Origin of the sequence: Geobacter anodireducens, from assembly GCA_001628815.1 — a bacterium.
GTDB lineage: Bacteria > Desulfobacterota > Desulfuromonadia > Geobacterales > Geobacteraceae > Geobacter > Geobacter anodireducens.
The window spans coordinates 239929-255305 of sequence record CP014963.1 but is presented as its reverse complement, the minus strand read 5'-3'; the positions used below and the strand labels follow the sequence as shown (position 1 = coordinate 255305).

The window sequence follows — 15377 nt, the reverse complement described above, 5'->3', positions numbered from 1 at the left end:
CTCGTTTTCAGTGACTGCGGGTTCTGAGCGGCTCGATGATATCGGCCAGACCGTACTGGATGGCTTCTTCAGGGGAAAGCCAGGTATCCACGTCCCGCAGGAGGTAGCTCTCCAGCTCCTCCCGGGAGGAGCTGTTCGAATAGGAGAGGTAGTGCTGAAGGATCCGCTCGTGCTCCAAGTCTTCCTCCTTGCGGCTGGCGATGAGCTGGCTGTGGTTGCCGAAATTGAAGGCCGAGAACCGGTGGGAGAGGATCGAGGTCCGCGGGGTGATGACCCTGCGCCCCCTTTCTCCGGTCATGAAGACCAGGAGCCCCATGGAAGCGATCATGCCGATGCCGGTGGTATAGATGGGAATCCGCGACCACTCCATGATGTCGATGATCGAGAAGCCTGCCGGGCACGATCCGCCGGGGGAGTTGATGATCATCTGGATCTGGTTCACTTCCCCCCTGATGTTGTATTCGATGATCTCCTTGCAGACCCCTTCGGCGGTGCCGGCATCGATGGCGCCGGAGAGGTAGATGATGCCGTAATCGCTGAGCCCGTTCTCTTTTTGCTGCTTGTTGCCGTCTTTCGCCATGGAGTGCCTCCTCAAGCATTCGTTATAAATACCGATACAATGCATGCGTGACATTTTCGGGCACAGGGCGATTGTGCCGATTACCGGACAGGGGAGGGTGACGTGCCGAAGCGGGAAAAGGACTGCTGGGCAGGACAGCTGGTGGATATGGTGGAGACGGTGAAGCTTCTGAGCCGTCCCCAGGGGGCAACGATAGCCGAGATCGTGGCGAACACCTCCGTGGAGCGCCGGACGGTCTACCGGATCTTCAAGGCGCTGGAGCGGATAGGGCTTCCGGTCCACGAAACCGCCGCCGGGATCATGGAGCGGCAGAAGCGCTACCAGCTCGACGAGGGATCGGTCCTCAAGACCCCCAACCTGGCGACCCTCACCTTTGACGAGGCCCTTTCCCTCTATGCCCTCAGGGGGAACCTGGGGGTCTACCAGGGCACCATGATCGAAGAGTCGGTGGATGCCGCCTTCAGAAAACTGGGGCTGATCCTCCCGCCGGGGTTTCGCCGGATGATGGAGCGCTATGCAACGCTGTTCATTCCCACCGCCAAGGCGGCCAAGGACTACAGCGGGGTGCAGGAAACCATTGACGACCTCAGCTTTGCGATGCTCAACGGCAAGGTCTGCACTGTCACCTATCACTCCTTCTACGACGACCGGGACAAGACCTTCACTATCCACCCGCTTCACTTCTTTGAACGGGATGGCGGGCTATACCTGCTGTGCATGGTCGCCCGCTTTTCCAGCATCAGAACCCTGGCCGTCGAGCGGATCCGCTCTCTGGACATTGCCGAGCAGGAGTTTGACTATCCGGAAGGATTCGATCCCCACGAACTGCTCGACTCCGCCTTCAACATCATCTTCGACGAGCCCTTTGATGCAAGGATTCGCTTTCCCTCCGGGCAGGCCCGGTACATAAAGGAGCGGCGCTGGGCGAAGGATCAGGAGTTTATCGATGAAGTTGACGGCTCGGTGGTTCTGGCGATGAGAACTTCTGGCCGGGACGAGGTCAAGCGGTGGGTGCTTTCCTTCGGCTCCGCAGCGGAGGTGCTGGAGCCGGCGGAGTTGAGGGCTGAGGTAAAGCAGGAATTCGAGGCGGCTGCCCGGAGGTATGATTGACAGAAGCATCTATGGGGCAAGATCACTGGATCACACAACTTCTTCAACCATTCAGTTCCACGGATACTCACCATCGCACCATGCGGGCAGCGAACATACCCGCACGCACAACCATTAGCCAAAAATAATCATTCTGGTTGTTGCCATACGGAGCATCAGAGCTTGAGGATCTTTTCCTCCTCAAACCTGATCAATAGCGAGGTGCTCCATGGAACGAATGATTAGACTGCCCGAGATACTGAATCTGACAGGAGTCAGCAGGTCGACGATCTGGCGCTGGATAAAGGCCGGCAATTTCCCCAGACCAGTTCGGATGAGCCCAGGCACCATTGGGTGGCGAAGTTCAGATGTGCTAGGCTGGATTGACTCGCTTCCCACCAATTAGATTGCAGTGACGAGTGATGAGCGTCCTCACGTAATTTTCAGCTAGTTTCTTCCACAACAAGTGGATAAATCATGGCGTATTTCTAGTGAAAAGCAGAGATATAAAAAGGAATTATATTCTATTTTAGAGATGTGAAATTTTGATTCGGATCTGGCAGTGAAATGCAGGGGGAGGTGGCAACAATTTACCTGGGCCATTCGGAGAACGACGGCAATTGGATGGCTCGATCCGGAATGCCGGAATTCATCTTCAAAAGTCTTTACAGCAGCACGTCGGCCATGCTCGTGTCACCGAGCGCGTAACGAGGAAATTGTCTATGATCTGTGGCGCCCGGAATGGGGCAGCGCAAATATTGGTAATTGGCAGATCGCCGCTGCCAGTTCCTCCCTGGACGGGGCACTCCCGGCCTCTGCGGCTGCCACTACCGACTTGACTGGCAAGAACATTGTGATCATCCCGCCTATGGGCAGAGTTGCGCATGACTATTCCCGCGAAATGGCCACAACTCCAAACTGCCGGCGCAGTTTCGGTACCACCGGTTCCCCGCTTCTTTGAACGGCCGGTGGTTCCTCACTCCGCGCTATCATGTGTGGCCCCCTTCCCTCCAGCGGCGTTACCCGCCTTCACCGGTACTACTGGGCCATCCGACTCCCCGCGCCTCATCTGCCTTTCTCCCTCTTCGGTTGTTCCGGCATACTCCCCTTGCGGGAAGAGACGCGGGGGCTCCCGGGTTGCCACATAAGTCCGAAAGGACATTCTCAGTGATGGGAACTGAAACATAGCAGTCTCCGCAAAACCTTTTTGCTGTTCCGTCCGAAAGGACATTCTCAGTGCTGGGAACTCACGCCCATAGTGGCGCAAATTGAATTTCATTAATGCACGAGCAATATTGGCCAGAGAGCAAAGCGCTTGTTGTCCCAATACCAACTCTTTCCGCAACACCGGAATGCGAAAAACGAAAGCCCCTAAATTCGGGGCTTCGCGAGGGGCAAACGCGGGGGGTTTTTGAAACAGCTCAGGGGTACTCCTCTTCCAGGAGCCTCTGGATAAGACATACTGCCGGGACCCCCTCCAACCCGGCCCGGTATCCTTCGGCATACAGTTCGCCCCCCGGCATCTCGACTGACAGGTCCCGGCCATCATGGAACCGGTCATAGAGCCCCTTCTTGTAGCCATCCCAGAATGGCTGCATTGCCGGTTCGGCGATGCTTGCAAACGATTCGGCCGACATTTGGTACATCTCGTAGGGCAATCCCATAGAACCCTCCCTCTTTCCTGGTTTCCGGCGAAGGGGGCGGGGCATGCCGCCGGCCCCCCATCCCTTTCGCCAATGCCTGTCTCCCTTGTCCCGCCACCTGCTCAGTTAATCAACGTCAATCCCCTCAGGACGTTCCGGCCCACGAGATCGAAGAGGGGAAAACTCACCGTTACCTTCCGGTTGCGAGCGGCAAGTTGCACCTTAAGGGTGAACTCGCCGCAAAACTCCTCCAACTCCTCCTTGGAGAACCTCATCTGCCGGGCATCGCGTTTCCGTTTCAGGACGAAGCCGAAAATACCAAGGCAGAAAAACTTTTTCTGGTCCGCCATCATCAGCCGCAGCCATTGTTTCGCCTGCTCTTTGGTCATCTCATTGTGTCGCAGATCGAGATTTTCTTTGATCCAGCTTCGTTCCATTTCACTGATAACTGCCATGGTAGCCTCCTTGAAACGGTTGGTTGAAAACAGGGTTCGCCGTATGTATTACCGTAAGAACGCCATCCGGGGGCTCGCAAGGGCGGTTCGCGGAAGCGATGCCGGGCCGCCCTACCCGTTTCCTCATACGGATTCCTCCACCGGCATCCTAGGATATGTGGCGGAGCGGAACCCCCTTCGGGGACCGCCGCGATGGTTTTCCCCTTCCCGTCGCCTTTTGTTGCCTCGAAGGAGACGTCAGACAAAAGGAGAGATCCACGCCGAGCAGGCGGCGGTAATGGCAAAAGAGTTCACTTAGGCCATCCTCCACAGCCTTCAGGGCCACCGCATCCTGGGCCGTCGTCCTCAGCCTCTCCCGGGCGAAAAGAAGTCGGGCAAAGGAGGGGTTGATCAGGCGGGAATAGTGGAGGTCCACCTCCAGGGCTCCCGAAGCCCCCGCCTGCTCTCTCCTGGCAAGCCAGCATTCCGCGGCCACCTTTGCGTAGGAGGCAATGACGTGGAGGGGAACCGGCCGCGCCCCCCGCTCCCACTCATGGACCCGAGTCGGCTGTATTTTCATCAGCCGCGGGGAGTCACACCTCAGCATCAGCTGCTCTCCCATTTCCTTTAATGTGAAGTACAGTTCCCGGCGAATGGTCTCCAGATCCAGCAGTTCGTCTCTCATTGGCACTCCTCCTCTTCCCGGGCAGGGCGGACGCCCCGCTCTTGCCAGTAGTGTTCTGCGCGCCGGCGATAGAATTCCGTAATACGATGCCGCTCCAGTTCCAGCAGCAGGGGCGGAAGGTCGGGTTCGAGCCGGTTCAGCTCACCATGGAGCTCCCGGTGGATGGCCCGCGGCAGGCAAAGCAGGTTGCCGAAGCTGTTGTTCCGGGGGTTGCCATCGACATGGTGGATTGCCGCCCCCTTGGGGATGCTCCTCCGATGGAACCGCTCCCAGAGAACCTGATGGAGCGCCCGCCGCGGGTGCCCTTTGACATTGAGGTGGAGATAGCCGTTGTCATCAACAATGTATGAGGCCTCGTTCCAACAAGGGTCATTGCCGGAAAATCGAACCTCCGTCTCCCCCGGCAGCGCCTCGTCGCCGTACCTGAGGGGGTATAGCGGGGTAAGATCCGTGCTGTTGTGTAGTGCGACCGCTCCATAGACCATGACAATTACCTCCCTATCAAAGTAAGTTTGCTGGATGGAGCCCCTCCCTGGGCGACGCTGCATGATTATTGCTTCTGCCTTGGTGGTCTCTCCTTTCCCTTCACTCACTGTGATACATATGTTAACATCATTATCACTTTTAGTCAAATGTTTTTATCACTCTGAGTGAGCAAGGAGGGTGCGCCGTGGCCAAGGATAAGGACGCTTTTGCGGTGGAACTTGGAACCAGGATAAAAAAACGGCGGGAAGAATTGAGGATAAACCAGCGAGACCTTGCTGCCGCCACCGATGTCAAAGGCGCGTCCATTGCCATGTACGAGAGCGGGGCACGGGTTCCGTCGCTGGAGGTCTTCGTAAGCCTGACCAAGGTACTCGGCACGACTGCCGACAATCTCCTGGGCGCCACCGATCAGCAGGATGTATTTATTGATGACGATGTGGCGGCGGCGTTTCGGCAATACGCCTCGCTGTCGCCACGGGACAGGCGGGTGATCATGGAAGTGATGCGGGCAATGGCGAGTGTGAAGGAGTGACGTGTTGAGGGTTACTGTACCTGATACACCGAGTGCTCCAGGTCGGGGTACTGCTGATAGATGTGCTCGAAAACCAGCGAGGTCCTGACCGCCACCTCTTCGTCGGTGTAGTCGTCGGCGGGCAGGCCGTCCTGTTCGTCGTAGAGGAAATCGAAGATGAAGGCCCGGACGTCGGCGCGGGTGGCCTCCTTCTCGCGCCAGCTGTCCATGCGGAGCTTCTCCGCCTTGAGGGTGTCCAGCAGCTTTTGGGAAACCCGCTTCAGCTTTTCCCGGTTCGCCGGCGATAGCTCCGGCTTGGCCAGCAGGTCGAAGAGGGCCAGGTGCTCCTCGTCCAGCCCTTCCCTGATGGCCCTTTTCTCTTCCTGATCCAGCTCCGCCACGAAGCGCAGCAGCGCCGCGAAGGTCTCTTCGATGGTGATCCGGTCCTTCTCCCGGTTGTAGTCCCGGATGATCTCCTGATACCGCTGGTAGTAGTCGCTCCGCAGGGGGTTGCGCTGGATCATACGTAGCAGCCGATTTTCCACCTGCACGGCAAGGGCATAGGTGATGGTGTTCTTCTGCCCGCACCGCTTGAACTCCCGGCAGAGCCGCTCGAAGTCGATTTTGCTCAGGTCGTAGATCTTCCCGTAATCCTCGGCCGGCTCCTTTGCCACGTCGATCGCCCCTTCCACCAGCTCGTGGAGCTCCCTGAGCACCGCGTCGATGTCGGCCTTGTCCCGGTCATCCTGCAACCTCTTATAGATGATATCCACGGCGTCATGGAGCGGCTTGTGGTCATTGACCCCTTCCACGGCCAGGCATGCCTTGAACTTCTTAAAGACGGCCCGGGCCATGATCTCGAACCGCTTCCGGGTCTCCTCGCTGCTGTTTATGACCTCCTTGGCCCGGGCGATGGCGGCATTGCGCTCGAAGCCCCCCCGCTCCACCACCCATGACAACTGGAAGCCCCGCTCCACCAGGAAACGTCCCGTCAGTTCCAGGGCCTCGGCCAGATCCGCCAGCAGTTCCTCGTCGGGCTTCACCGGGTCGGTTCCCCCGCCGCCGGTGCCGCCTCCGTCCGTGGGAACCGTGAAGGTGGCCAGGGCCTTCCGCAGGTTTTTCAGGATGCCACAGTAGTCGACAATGAGGCCGTTGTTCTTCCCCTCGTTCACCCGGTTGGCCCGGGCGATGGCCTGCATGAGGGTATGGGCCTTGAGGGGCTTGTCCAGGTAGAGGGTGGCGAGGCTCGGCACGTCGAAGCCCGTGAGCCACATGGCGCAGACGATGACGACGCGGAAGGGGTGGGCTTCGTCCTTGAACGCCGTCTCCATGTCCACCCGCCTGCCGTCGGCGGTCTCGAAGCCCCCCTTCATCAGCACCCGGTGGGGGGTGATGTCGAGGTTCCACTCCCTGAAGCGCTTGACCTCGTTCTGTTCCTCGCTGACCACCACGGCCATGCGGGTCTCCCGGAGCCAGGCCAGCTGGCGCCGCAGATGGATCTCCTCCTGCTCGTCGGCGGCCCGCGCCACCGCCGCCTCCACCTCCCTGACCCGCTCCCGCCAGTGCGCCTGGATCAACTCGAACATCCGGACGCAGGTCACCTTGTCGAGGCAGACCAGCATCGCCTTGCCGGTCTCCCACCGGGTGGTGTGGTGCCGGACGAAGTCCCGGGCGATGGCGTCGAGCCGGGGGCCGGCGGTGATGATGTGGTAGTCCCGCCCCAGTTCCCGCTCCAGGGACGCCCGCTGGTCCTCGTCCAGGTCGAAGGAGGCGATCTTCTCGGCGATCCGTTCGTTGATGTCGGTGGTGGTGATGGCCAGCTTCTCCCCCCGGTTGTCGTAGAAGAGGGGCACCGTGGCGCCGTCGTCCACGGCCCGCTGGAAATCGTAGGTGGAGACGTAGTCGCCGAAGATCCGCTTGGTGATCTCGTCGTCCTTGAAGAGGGGGGTGCCGGTGAAGCCGATGTAGTGGGCGTTTGGCAGGGCGTTGCGCATGTTCAGGGCCAGCCGGCCGTACTGGGTGCGGTGGGCCTCGTCGGAGATGACGATGATATCGTCGCGGCGGGAATAGGGGTCGTCGGGGTCCACGTCCCTGTTGAACTTGTGGACCATGGTGAAGACGTAGGGCTTGTCCGCCTTCAGGGTGGCGAGGAGATCATCCCCCGAGGCGGCCCGGCAGTTGTCCTTGTCGTTGTCCACGACGCCGCAGCCCGCGAAGGTCTTGTAGATCTGGTTGTCCAGGTCTTCCCGGTCGGTGACCACCAGGAAGGTGAAATTGCCCGGGAGCTTGCGGTGCGCCTTTTCGGCGAAAAAGACCATGGAGTACGACTTGCCGCTCCCCTGGGTGTGCCAGAAAACCCCCAGCTGCCCGTTGCGCGCCTCCCGGTCCCGCACCGCCGCCACGGCCCGGTTCACCCCCAGGTACTGGTGGTTGCGGGCCACGATCTTCACCAGCTTCCCCGACGATTCGTCAAAGAGGGTAAAGTTCTCCACGATATCCAGCAGCGCCCGCTTGGAGCAGATCCCCTTCAGGAGGGTCTCAAGGTCGACAATCCCCGCCTCGGCCTCATCGAGACGCTTCCAGTCGAAGAAATGCTCGTACTTGCTGGAAAAGGCCCCGGCCCTGGCCTCGATGCCGTTGGAGAGGATCACCACGGCGTTGTGGTCGAAGAGGTGGGGGATGCTCTGGTCCCGGTAGTCGGTGAGGTTCTCGTTGTAGGCCCGGCGGATGTCCTTCCAGACGTTCTTCAGCTCGAAGAAAACCAGGGGGATGCCGTTCACGAAGCAGAGGATGTCGGGCCGGCGGCGGTAGAGGGAGCCCTTCACCCACAACTCGCGCACCACGAGAAAGTGGTTGTTCTCCGGCTCCCCGAAATCGAAGACCCGGAGGCGCCGCTGCTCGATCTGCCCCTTGCCGTTCTTGAACGACACCAGCACGCCGTCCCGGTAGAGGGCATGCTTCTCGCGGTTCAGCTGGAGGGTGGACTTGGCGGCGTTCGTTTCGGCGATCTGCTTGATGGCGGCTTCGTAGGCGGGCGCGGGGAGAGAGGGGTTAAGCCTTTCCAGGGCCTGCCGGAGATGGCGGACGAGCACCACCTCCTTCTCCGAGGTGCGGCCGAGGGTGCCGTCGGGACCGAGGATCTCCTCGTTGTAGGCAAAGACCGACTCGTCCCACTTCAGATCGTGCAGCAGGTAGTCGGCCACGGTCTGCTGGACCAGGCGGTCCTCGGTCATTTCTCCCGGCATGGTAGGCTCCGTGGTGTTGGCGCTACGCCGCAATGCGCAAGATTACGCGCAAAAGAGTAGTATTCAGCCCACTATTGCGCAATGCAAAAACATTAAAGCTCAACTAGTTACCGGTGCTGCCCCGGTTGAACGCGCAAATTGAATCTTTCTCTATACCATTATTGCCCAGCACATTGCGTATTCGTGTTGATAAGTATTCGATCAAAACCGGCCATAGAAACTGTAAGCAATTTCGGCCGGTTAACCACAGCGGAACACCCCTATGGCCGATTTCTATGGCCGGAACAGGGTTGATTCGGCCCGAATTCGTCCATAGATATCACGAGATGGCTTATGCTGTTATCTCCCCGGACATGAGGCGCGGAAGCAGTAGGTCGCGGGCCTGCTTGAGCTTGAGATTTTGCATTCTCAAGGTGTACATCTGGTCAAGCGTTGACTTCACCAATTCATCGAACGCTTCTGTCAGTGCTCTTGGGGCTGTTACTATCTCAGCATCTGAAAAATCTCCGGCAGTTACGGCGGGGTAGGCGGCACCACGGGCGCGGTTGACCAAATGGCCAACAAAGGCATCTGTGGTTATCGCAAAATACACAAACGAAGTAGGTCGTAAGACGGGTGTTATAACGGCAAAGCCTGTCGAGGCGACCAGATTAGCCTGTGGATTCCAAACTATAGCATGTGACCTGCGGTTCGGACGAACACATGACCAGATAATGTCCCCGTGCTTTACCACTCTACGCGCTCTACTCGGAGCCGCTTCAAAGTCAAATGTGGTTATCTCATCAATAGAGCCAGGCGAGACGGAAGAAATATCGACATAATCGATTACACCCTTAAAACTTCCGGGCAGTGTCTCCGCATTAATTTGAGCCACCAATCCAAGTTTTGTTCTCTCCCAACCCTCCGGCACACCATCCACAATGCGGGTATGCTCATGGCCGGGGAAGCGGAGCTGCACGAACCACTCCTGATAGAGAAGGCGCGCCGAATCTTCCAGAAGCTGAATCCGCCGTTGGTTGTTCTCGATCAGGTCGTCGTAGGCGGAGAGGATGGAGGCGATTTTTTGCTGGGTTGGCAGGGCCGGTATCGAAATATCAAGTTGATGGATGTGGTTTCTATTCAGGGTTGGGTTTGCTCCCCCAACATTGAAGCTCGCCAAATCGATGGTTTTCATGAAGAAGTAAATGAATCTCGGGTCATTCCCGTTAAGCTCTTTACTCCAGAGGGTTGTGTCGTGTGGCCAAAAATCTCCTTCCGCAAAATGAACTGATCCAAGGGTTCCCTTGCGACCAATGACTACGCAGGGGCCGCTGACCATATACTCATTATGGTAGCTTGTTACCCCAGACGAGGATATCACAGGGTAAGGACCTGGTTTTTGCTGGGCCTTAGTGATATCGAACCCCCTCTGAAAGTAGACGAGGTCCTGAAGTTTAGCCTTGCGCCAGCTCATACCCCCGGCTCCTCGAAAGTCTCCTGCCCCAGCTCCGCTTCAATCTCCTCCACGGTCGGCAGGCTCCCCTTCAGTTCCTCCGGCAGAGCGGCGACGATCCTGGTTTCCCACTCGGCCACGCCGATCGGTTTCCTGAGGTCGCGGAGGGCGTATTCGACCTCGAGCCGGTTCTTCGAGCGGCACAGGAGCAAGCCGATTGACGGCTTGTCATCGGGGTGGCGCAGCAGGTCGTCCACCGCCGAGAGGTACATGTTCATCGTACCAACGAATGCCGGGTCAAAGGGAACGGCCTTGAGTTCCACCACTACATAGCAGCGGAGCTTCAGGTGATAGAACAGGAGATCCACATAGTAGTCGGCATTGGCAAATTCGAGATGAACCTGCCGGCCTACAAAGGCAAACCCCGCGCCGAGTTCAAGGAGGAACCGCTGGATATGGTCGACGAGGGCCTGTTCAACCTCCCGCTCGCGGCGGGGATCGGCGGTGCCGAGGAAATCGAAGAGATAGGGGTCCTTGAACACCTGGGCCGCCATGTCCGACTCGGCAGGCGGAAGTGTGGCGCCGAAATTGGTGAGCGCTTTCCCCTGCCGCTCATGGGCACGGGCGTCGACCTGAAATTCGAGAACGCTGCGGGACCAGCCGTGCTCGATGCTTGCCCTCATGTACCAATGGCGAACGTCCTGGTCCTTGATCCGTTGCAGGAGCCGGACCGTATGACCCCACGGCAATTGTGAAACGAGCTGTTTCACTATCTGGGCATCCGGGTAGGCTGCGGCAAAAGCCTCATGAACAGCAGGTTGCGTGGCGATAATCCCCCCATATCGGGATAGGTCTCCCGCAGATCGGAGGAGAGGCGGTCAATGACCTTCGCTCCCCATCCCTCATTCTCCTGCCGTTCGAGAATCAGCCTGCCAATCTCCCAGTAGAGCATGACCATGGCGGAGTTGGCGGCCATGACAACCCGCAGGCGTTCCGTCTGGATGAGCCGTTTGATTTCGCCAAGAACTCCGGCATAGCTCGCGGGCAGGTCCTGGTGCGCGGGTGCAGCAGGAAACGAAACGCCATCACGCTTGCGGCCGCGGGATCTTCTAGCCTCCGGCGCATCTATTGAACGATCTTCCGGCTTTTTCATATCCCCAGCCCCTCGAAATTCCGCTGAATGACCTCGGCCAGCCTCGCCGCCTCCTCGTTCAGCCCCGCCAGTTCCACGTGAATGTCCCGCAGGTCTCCTCGAAGTCGAAATCCTCATCCACCTCCGGCGGCGCGACCCCACGTACCGGCCGGGGGTGAGGCTCCAATCATTAGCCTCGATCTCGGCCCGGTCCGCCAGCCTGACGAGCCCCGGCACGTCCGCCAGCCGTGCCTCGGGGAACCGGCTCTGGAGCCACATCGCCTGCCGGTGGAAGTAGACGGCATGCTTCAACTGCTCCACGGCCTCCCGGCGCTTCTCGTCCAGCTCTTTCCGGAGGCGGCTCACGGTGCGGTTGTCCCAGGCGTCGCATGCCTTGGCGTCCAGCTCCTTCTCGGCAATCTCCACGGCCCGGGCGGTCAGCTTGGCCAGGTGGTCCGCCTGCTTGACGAGTCCCCGCATCTCCTCGGCGATGGGCTCGAAGGCATGCCGGGCATCGTGCTGGGCTCGGTTGTCCCGGGCAATGTCGGCATGGAGCTTCCGCCAGCCGTCAAGGGCCGCCAGGAGAGTGTCGCGGTCGGCAGTGAACGGCCCATGGGCATCCGTCCATTCGGCCAGGGTTTCGCCCAGCCTGGCACGCCCCTCCTCCGGGAGGTCGGCACTGCCGGCGATGGTGCCGTGGAATGCCTTCACCCAGCCCTGGAGCGCCAGGAGGCTTTCCTCGAAGGCCGCGAGGGCTTCCCGGACCAGCCCCCCCTCCCGGTGGACGGCGGCGAGGTAGTCCCCCACGAGGGAGAGGTATTTCTCCGTCTGCCCCCGGTAGAGCCAGACGATGGCTGTGAGGTTCGCCAGCTGCTCGGGGGAGAAGTCGTAGATCTTCCGGGTGACCTTGCGGTAGATGTTCCGGGCGTCGATCATCAGCACCTTGTCGCGCAGATGGTCGGGCTTGGCCCGGTTCAGGAACCAGAGTTCGCAGGGGACGGTGCGGGTATAGAAGAAGTTGGAGCGGATGGCGATCATGGCGTCCACATGGCCGGTCTCCACCAGCTTGCGGCGGACCTCCTTCTCGCCGTGGCCGGCGCTTGACGCCTGGGACGACATGACAAACCCGGACCGGCCGGTGTCGTTCAGGTAGCTGTAGAAGTAGGAGATCCAGAGGTAGTTGCCGTTGGAAACCTCCTTCCGGGCATTGACCCCCGGCAGCCCGAAGGGAAGGCGCGGGTCCCCCTTGATCTTCCCGGCATCGACGCCATCCACGTTGAAGGGGGGATTTCCCATGGTGAAGTCGCATTTCCCCACCAGCTCGTGGGTATCCTCGTAAAAGGTGTTCCCCTCCCGGATGTCCCCTTCCAGCCCGTGGACCGCCAGGTTCATCTTGGCTAGCCGGATGGTGGTGGCGGTCTTTTCCTGGCCGTAGAAGGTGACGGCCTCGGCGGTGTGCCTCCCCAGGTGCTCGATGAAGTAGCCGGTCTGGACGAACATCCCCGCCGAACCGCAGGCGGGGTCGAGGATGGTGCCGTGGTCCGGCTCGATGACGTTGACGATGGTCCGCACCAGGGACGGCGGGGTGAAGAATTCCCCTTTGTCCTGGGCGCCTCCATGGCGAACTTCATCAGGAAGTATTCGTAGATGCGGCCGAAGACATCGCCCGTGGCGCTGCGGAGGGACTCATCATTGAAGATCTTCAGGAGCCGGCCGAGGAGGTCGTTGTCGAAGATCTGATAGTCCTTGGGGAGCACGCCGGCCAGCGACTCGTAGTCCGCCTCGATGGCCTCCATGGCGTCGATGATCACCTGCCCCTTGTCCCGGTCAGCGGGAAGGCTCAGCAGGTGATCGAACCGGGATTCCTCACGAAGGAACAGGGCGCTTTTGCGGGTGAAGTCGTCCTTGGCCAGGGGACGGGGCACCCCGCCGCGTTTCGGCAGGGTCGCCTCGACCTCCGCCTTGACCGCGAGGAACCGGTTGTAGGCATGGCGTAAAAATATGAGCCCGAGGATGGGCATGGCGTATTCGGTGGAGGTGAGTTTGGAATTGGCGCGGAGCTGATCGGCGGCTTCCCAGAGCCGCTGCTCTACCTGGGTGATGTCCTGCATCGTTATATCATATCCTTTCGGTGTGGCGACAGTGGCCCGGCGGCTGACATGCCGTCATTGACGGTAATAACACCCGGACTGTTCCGAGTCAACGGTTGCCCCCACCACACGCCCGCCAGGGGCATGATGTCTTGAAAAAACGTTCGTAATCGCTCGGGATAAAGAAGGCTGTTCCGACATGAACGTAAACTCCTCACAAACGGCGGGCAACTTCCCTTCCCGATTCCGTCCCACCCCTCCGTCTTTTCCCACCCTTTTCCACCATCACTGAGAACTTACTCTCGGGACCTCTCTACCCCCCCTGTAAAAAAATCGCACTCCCAAAATTTTTCGTTGCGCAGGGGAACATTGCCTTAATGAAATTTCCAATCAAGCCCAAGGAGGCAAACATGAACATGATCGAGGCAGTCAAGCAGAAGGCAATAGATTACCCGAAGATTCCGCAAAGGCTCATCAGGCATCTGATCAAGAAAGGCATTCTTACTCAATTTCTGGACACCAAGAAGGATATCGAGGTCCTGGAATTCTTGAAGAATACGTGGGCTGACCGAACCCTGCTTCGGGCGCAGTTGGCCAGCCTGTCAAAGGCGGAGCGGGTCAGCCTTATTGAGACAGCGGGTCTCAACCGCTGGGAAGTTTATGTCTTCGGGCGCTATAAGAACGCAACGGGACGCCTCCCCCTTGAAATGGTCGTGAGCGAGGTGGAGCTTATTTTCAAGTTTAAAGTGGATGGCTTCGCCAAACGGCGGATCCGGCAAATACGCGACCGCATCCATAACGCACGGCACTACGCGAAAAAGAAAAAAAACAATAACGGCCCGAAAGGAGAATAGCCATGACCTTGCAAGAAACAATCGAAACCCCAGCGCTTCTCCGCGCTTGGTGTATGTTGATTGTCCCTTATTTTGACGAACCATACCTCTCCGCGGCGCGTGGACTGCTTTGCCAACTTGACCGTGAAGGGAAATGCGTTTCCTCGGTCATCGCATCATCGGACCCCAACGACCCGGATGGCTGGCTCAAGCCTGACGCCTTCGAGGCCCTGAAGCAGGTGACCCTCACGGAACATATTGCCCTGGTAATCGAAGAGGCAGCCAAAATCATTCCTCCCACGTCACTGCTCTTGTACCGGCTGCTGATTATTGCGGCGCTGGGTTCCGATATCTCCAAGGCCAGGGACGGGCAAAGCTCCCGGAACAATCACCCCCTGAAAAGCTGCATCATGACCCGCGAAAAACTTGTCGGCCGAATCAGCCCCCCGGAAGTTGAAGCCATTACACTGTCGATACGGACTCACCACGTTGATGTGGTGGCGGAGGGGCGGCTCTGCGCCGCCCTCCGCCTGGCCCACATGAGGGCCCGGGCCATCGAGCTCGAACGCATCGATCTCGACCTCAATACCCTGGCGCAGTCCTGGGACACGATACCCATTCTCCCTCTCCAAGTGGGCCATGACAGTTCCATGATCTGGGGTGCCCACCCCACGGGGGTCGCTCGCCTGGACTGCTCGGAGGTCGATCTGGGATGGCTCAATATCGATAGCTTCCTTCTGGAACTGGCCGAAATAATCGATCGCTGCCTCCGGGGGACTTTGCGATTTCACGACGCCGCGGCGACATCTACTTTGTGCCCCACACCCTCTATCGCGTTTTTCGTAGGTTCGCCATCAAGGCGGGATGGAGAAAAATTCTTCTCTACGATGGAGACCCCTTTGAGAGGAGAAGACTGCTGCGGCGTCTGATTCTCGAACTTTATGCCGCTGGAGCGCTGTTGGGCAACTTCCCGGAAGTGGGGTATTTCTACCTTGTCCATATTATTTCGTATGGGCCGGGAAATTACCGGGAGAGGCCTCTTATCCCCTTTACGTTCAGTGTATTTCCTGACGATGTTTTGAAGCGCGGCAGTATCAAGCCGGGGTGGCTGGCGAAGGTGAAGAGGATCTGGCCCTTGGGTGAAAAAGGGACCTCGAGGCTTGTTTTTGATCTCAAGGAAACGACGGCGGAAGACTTGTAGAAAAAAATTCTCAAAA

13 protein-coding genes and 2 pseudogenes are annotated in these 15377 nt (G+C 59.0%); 5 read left to right on the top strand and 10 right to left on the bottom strand.

The features are described 5' to 3' along the window. Positions 1-7: 7 nt before the first annotated feature. Complete coding sequence (locus A2G06_01145; GenBank protein ID ANA39224.1) at positions 8-580, bottom strand: hypothetical protein; 573 nt, start codon at positions 578-580, stop codon at positions 8-10. Between the two features lie 102 nt (positions 581-682). On the opposite strand from A2G06_01145, the gene A2G06_01140 reads away from it, so the two are divergent. Next, positions 683-1690, top strand: a complete 1008-nt coding sequence (locus tag A2G06_01140; protein ID ANA39223.1) for a hypothetical protein — start codon at positions 683-685, stop codon at positions 1688-1690. 955 nt (positions 1691-2645) lie between these two features. Here A2G06_01140 and A2G06_01135 read toward each other — a convergent pair. The 5 genes from A2G06_01135 to A2G06_01115 all read right to left on the bottom strand — a co-directional run bounded on the left by A2G06_01135 (position 2646) and on the right by A2G06_01115 (position 4916). After that, positions 2646-2855 (bottom strand): hypothetical protein, encoded by a 210-nt coding sequence (locus A2G06_01135; GenBank protein ID ANA39222.1) that lies wholly within the window; start codon positions 2853-2855, stop codon positions 2646-2648. A gap of 235 nt (positions 2856-3090) precedes the next feature. Then, positions 3091-3333, bottom strand: a complete 243-nt coding sequence (locus A2G06_01130) for a hypothetical protein (protein ID ANA39221.1) — start codon at positions 3331-3333, stop codon at positions 3091-3093. 101 nt (positions 3334-3434) lie between these two features. Further along, on the bottom strand, positions 3435-3767 hold the full coding sequence (locus A2G06_01125) for a hypothetical protein (GenBank protein ANA39220.1): 333 nt from the start codon (positions 3765-3767) through the stop codon (positions 3435-3437). A 148-nt stretch (positions 3768-3915) separates the two neighbouring features. Then, positions 3916-4431, bottom strand: a complete 516-nt coding sequence (locus A2G06_01120) for a hypothetical protein (GenBank protein ANA39219.1) — start codon at positions 4429-4431, stop codon at positions 3916-3918. Then, on the bottom strand, positions 4428-4916 hold the full coding sequence (locus A2G06_01115) for a hypothetical protein (GenBank protein ID ANA39218.1): 489 nt from the start codon (positions 4914-4916) through the stop codon (positions 4428-4430). The genes A2G06_01120 and A2G06_01115 overlap by 4 nt, the downstream gene beginning before the upstream one ends. 185 nt (positions 4917-5101) lie before the next feature. On the opposite strand from A2G06_01115, the gene A2G06_01110 reads away from it, so the two are divergent. Next, a complete protein-coding gene (locus A2G06_01110; protein ANA39217.1) occupies positions 5102-5449 on the top strand; it encodes a hypothetical protein in 348 nt (115 codons plus the stop codon). A gap of 11 nt (positions 5450-5460) precedes the next feature. Here A2G06_01110 and A2G06_01105 read toward each other — a convergent pair whose 3' ends face one another. The 4 genes and pseudogenes from A2G06_01105 to A2G06_01090 form a co-directional block, all read right to left on the bottom strand. Next, positions 5461-8673 (bottom strand): DEAD/DEAH box helicase, encoded by a 3213-nt coding sequence (locus A2G06_01105; protein ANA39216.1) that lies wholly within the window; start codon positions 8671-8673, stop codon positions 5461-5463. 331 nt (positions 8674-9004) lie between these two features. Continuing rightward, positions 9005-10126 carry a hypothetical protein gene (locus A2G06_01100; GenBank protein ANA39215.1) on the bottom strand — a complete coding sequence of 374 codons (1122 nt, stop codon included), beginning with the start codon at positions 10124-10126 and terminating at the stop codon, positions 9005-9007. Beyond that, a pseudogene (locus A2G06_01095) lies at positions 10123-11258 on the bottom strand (hypothetical protein). The gene A2G06_01100 and the pseudogene A2G06_01095 overlap by 4 nt, the downstream one beginning before the upstream one ends. Beyond that, positions 11255-13348: pseudogene (locus A2G06_01090) on the bottom strand (DNA methyltransferase). The pseudogenes A2G06_01095 and A2G06_01090 overlap by 4 nt, the downstream one beginning before the upstream one ends. 389 nt (positions 13349-13737) lie before the next feature. Between A2G06_01090 and A2G06_01085 the strand changes: the two are divergent. The 3 genes from A2G06_01085 to A2G06_01075 are packed head-to-tail and all read left to right on the top strand — an operon-like array spanning position 13738 to position 15361. Next, positions 13738-14181 carry a hypothetical protein gene (locus A2G06_01085; protein ANA39214.1) on the top strand — a complete coding sequence of 148 codons (444 nt, stop codon included), beginning with the start codon at positions 13738-13740 and terminating at the stop codon, positions 14179-14181. Between the two features lie 2 nt (positions 14182-14183). Beyond that, positions 14184-15089 carry a hypothetical protein gene (locus tag A2G06_01080; protein ID ANA39213.1) on the top strand — a complete coding sequence of 302 codons (906 nt, stop codon included), beginning with the start codon at positions 14184-14186 and terminating at the stop codon, positions 15087-15089. 29 nt (positions 15090-15118) lie between these two features. Further along, a complete protein-coding gene (locus A2G06_01075; GenBank protein ANA39212.1) occupies positions 15119-15361 on the top strand; it encodes a hypothetical protein in 243 nt (80 codons plus the stop codon). The last annotated feature ends 16 nt before the right edge of the window (positions 15362-15377 follow it).

What these genes read in the sequence shown, in the direction of transcription:
- A2G06_01145 (ANA39224.1), bottom strand. Translation starts at nt 580, where the DNA reads ATGGCGAAAGACGGCAACAAGCAGCAAAAAGAGAACGGGCTCAGCGAT.
- A2G06_01135 (ANA39222.1), bottom strand. Translation starts at nt 2,855, where the DNA reads ATGTTTCAGTTCCCATCACTGAGAATGTCCTTTCGGACTTATGTGGCA.
- A2G06_01130 (ANA39221.1), bottom strand. Translation starts at nt 3,333, where the DNA reads ATGGGATTGCCCTACGAGATGTACCAAATGTCGGCCGAATCGTTTGCA.
- A2G06_01125 (ANA39220.1), bottom strand. Translation starts at nt 3,767, where the DNA reads ATGGCAGTTATCAGTGAAATGGAACGAAGCTGGATCAAAGAAAATCTC.
- A2G06_01120 (ANA39219.1), bottom strand. Translation starts at nt 4,431, where the DNA reads ATGAGAGACGAACTGCTGGATCTGGAGACCATTCGCCGGGAACTGTAC.
- A2G06_01115 (ANA39218.1), bottom strand. Translation starts at nt 4,916, where the DNA reads ATGGTCTATGGAGCGGTCGCACTACACAACAGCACGGATCTTACCCCG.
- A2G06_01105 (ANA39216.1), bottom strand. Translation starts at nt 8,673, where the DNA reads ATGCCGGGAGAAATGACCGAGGACCGCCTGGTCCAGCAGACCGTGGCC.
- A2G06_01100 (ANA39215.1), bottom strand. Translation starts at nt 10,126, where the DNA reads ATGAGCTGGCGCAAGGCTAAACTTCAGGACCTCGTCTACTTTCAGAGG.
- A2G06_01085 (ANA39214.1), top strand. Translation starts at nt 13,738, where the DNA reads ATGAACATGATCGAGGCAGTCAAGCAGAAGGCAATAGATTACCCGAAG.
- A2G06_01080 (ANA39213.1), top strand. Translation starts at nt 14,184, where the DNA reads ATGACCTTGCAAGAAACAATCGAAACCCCAGCGCTTCTCCGCGCTTGG.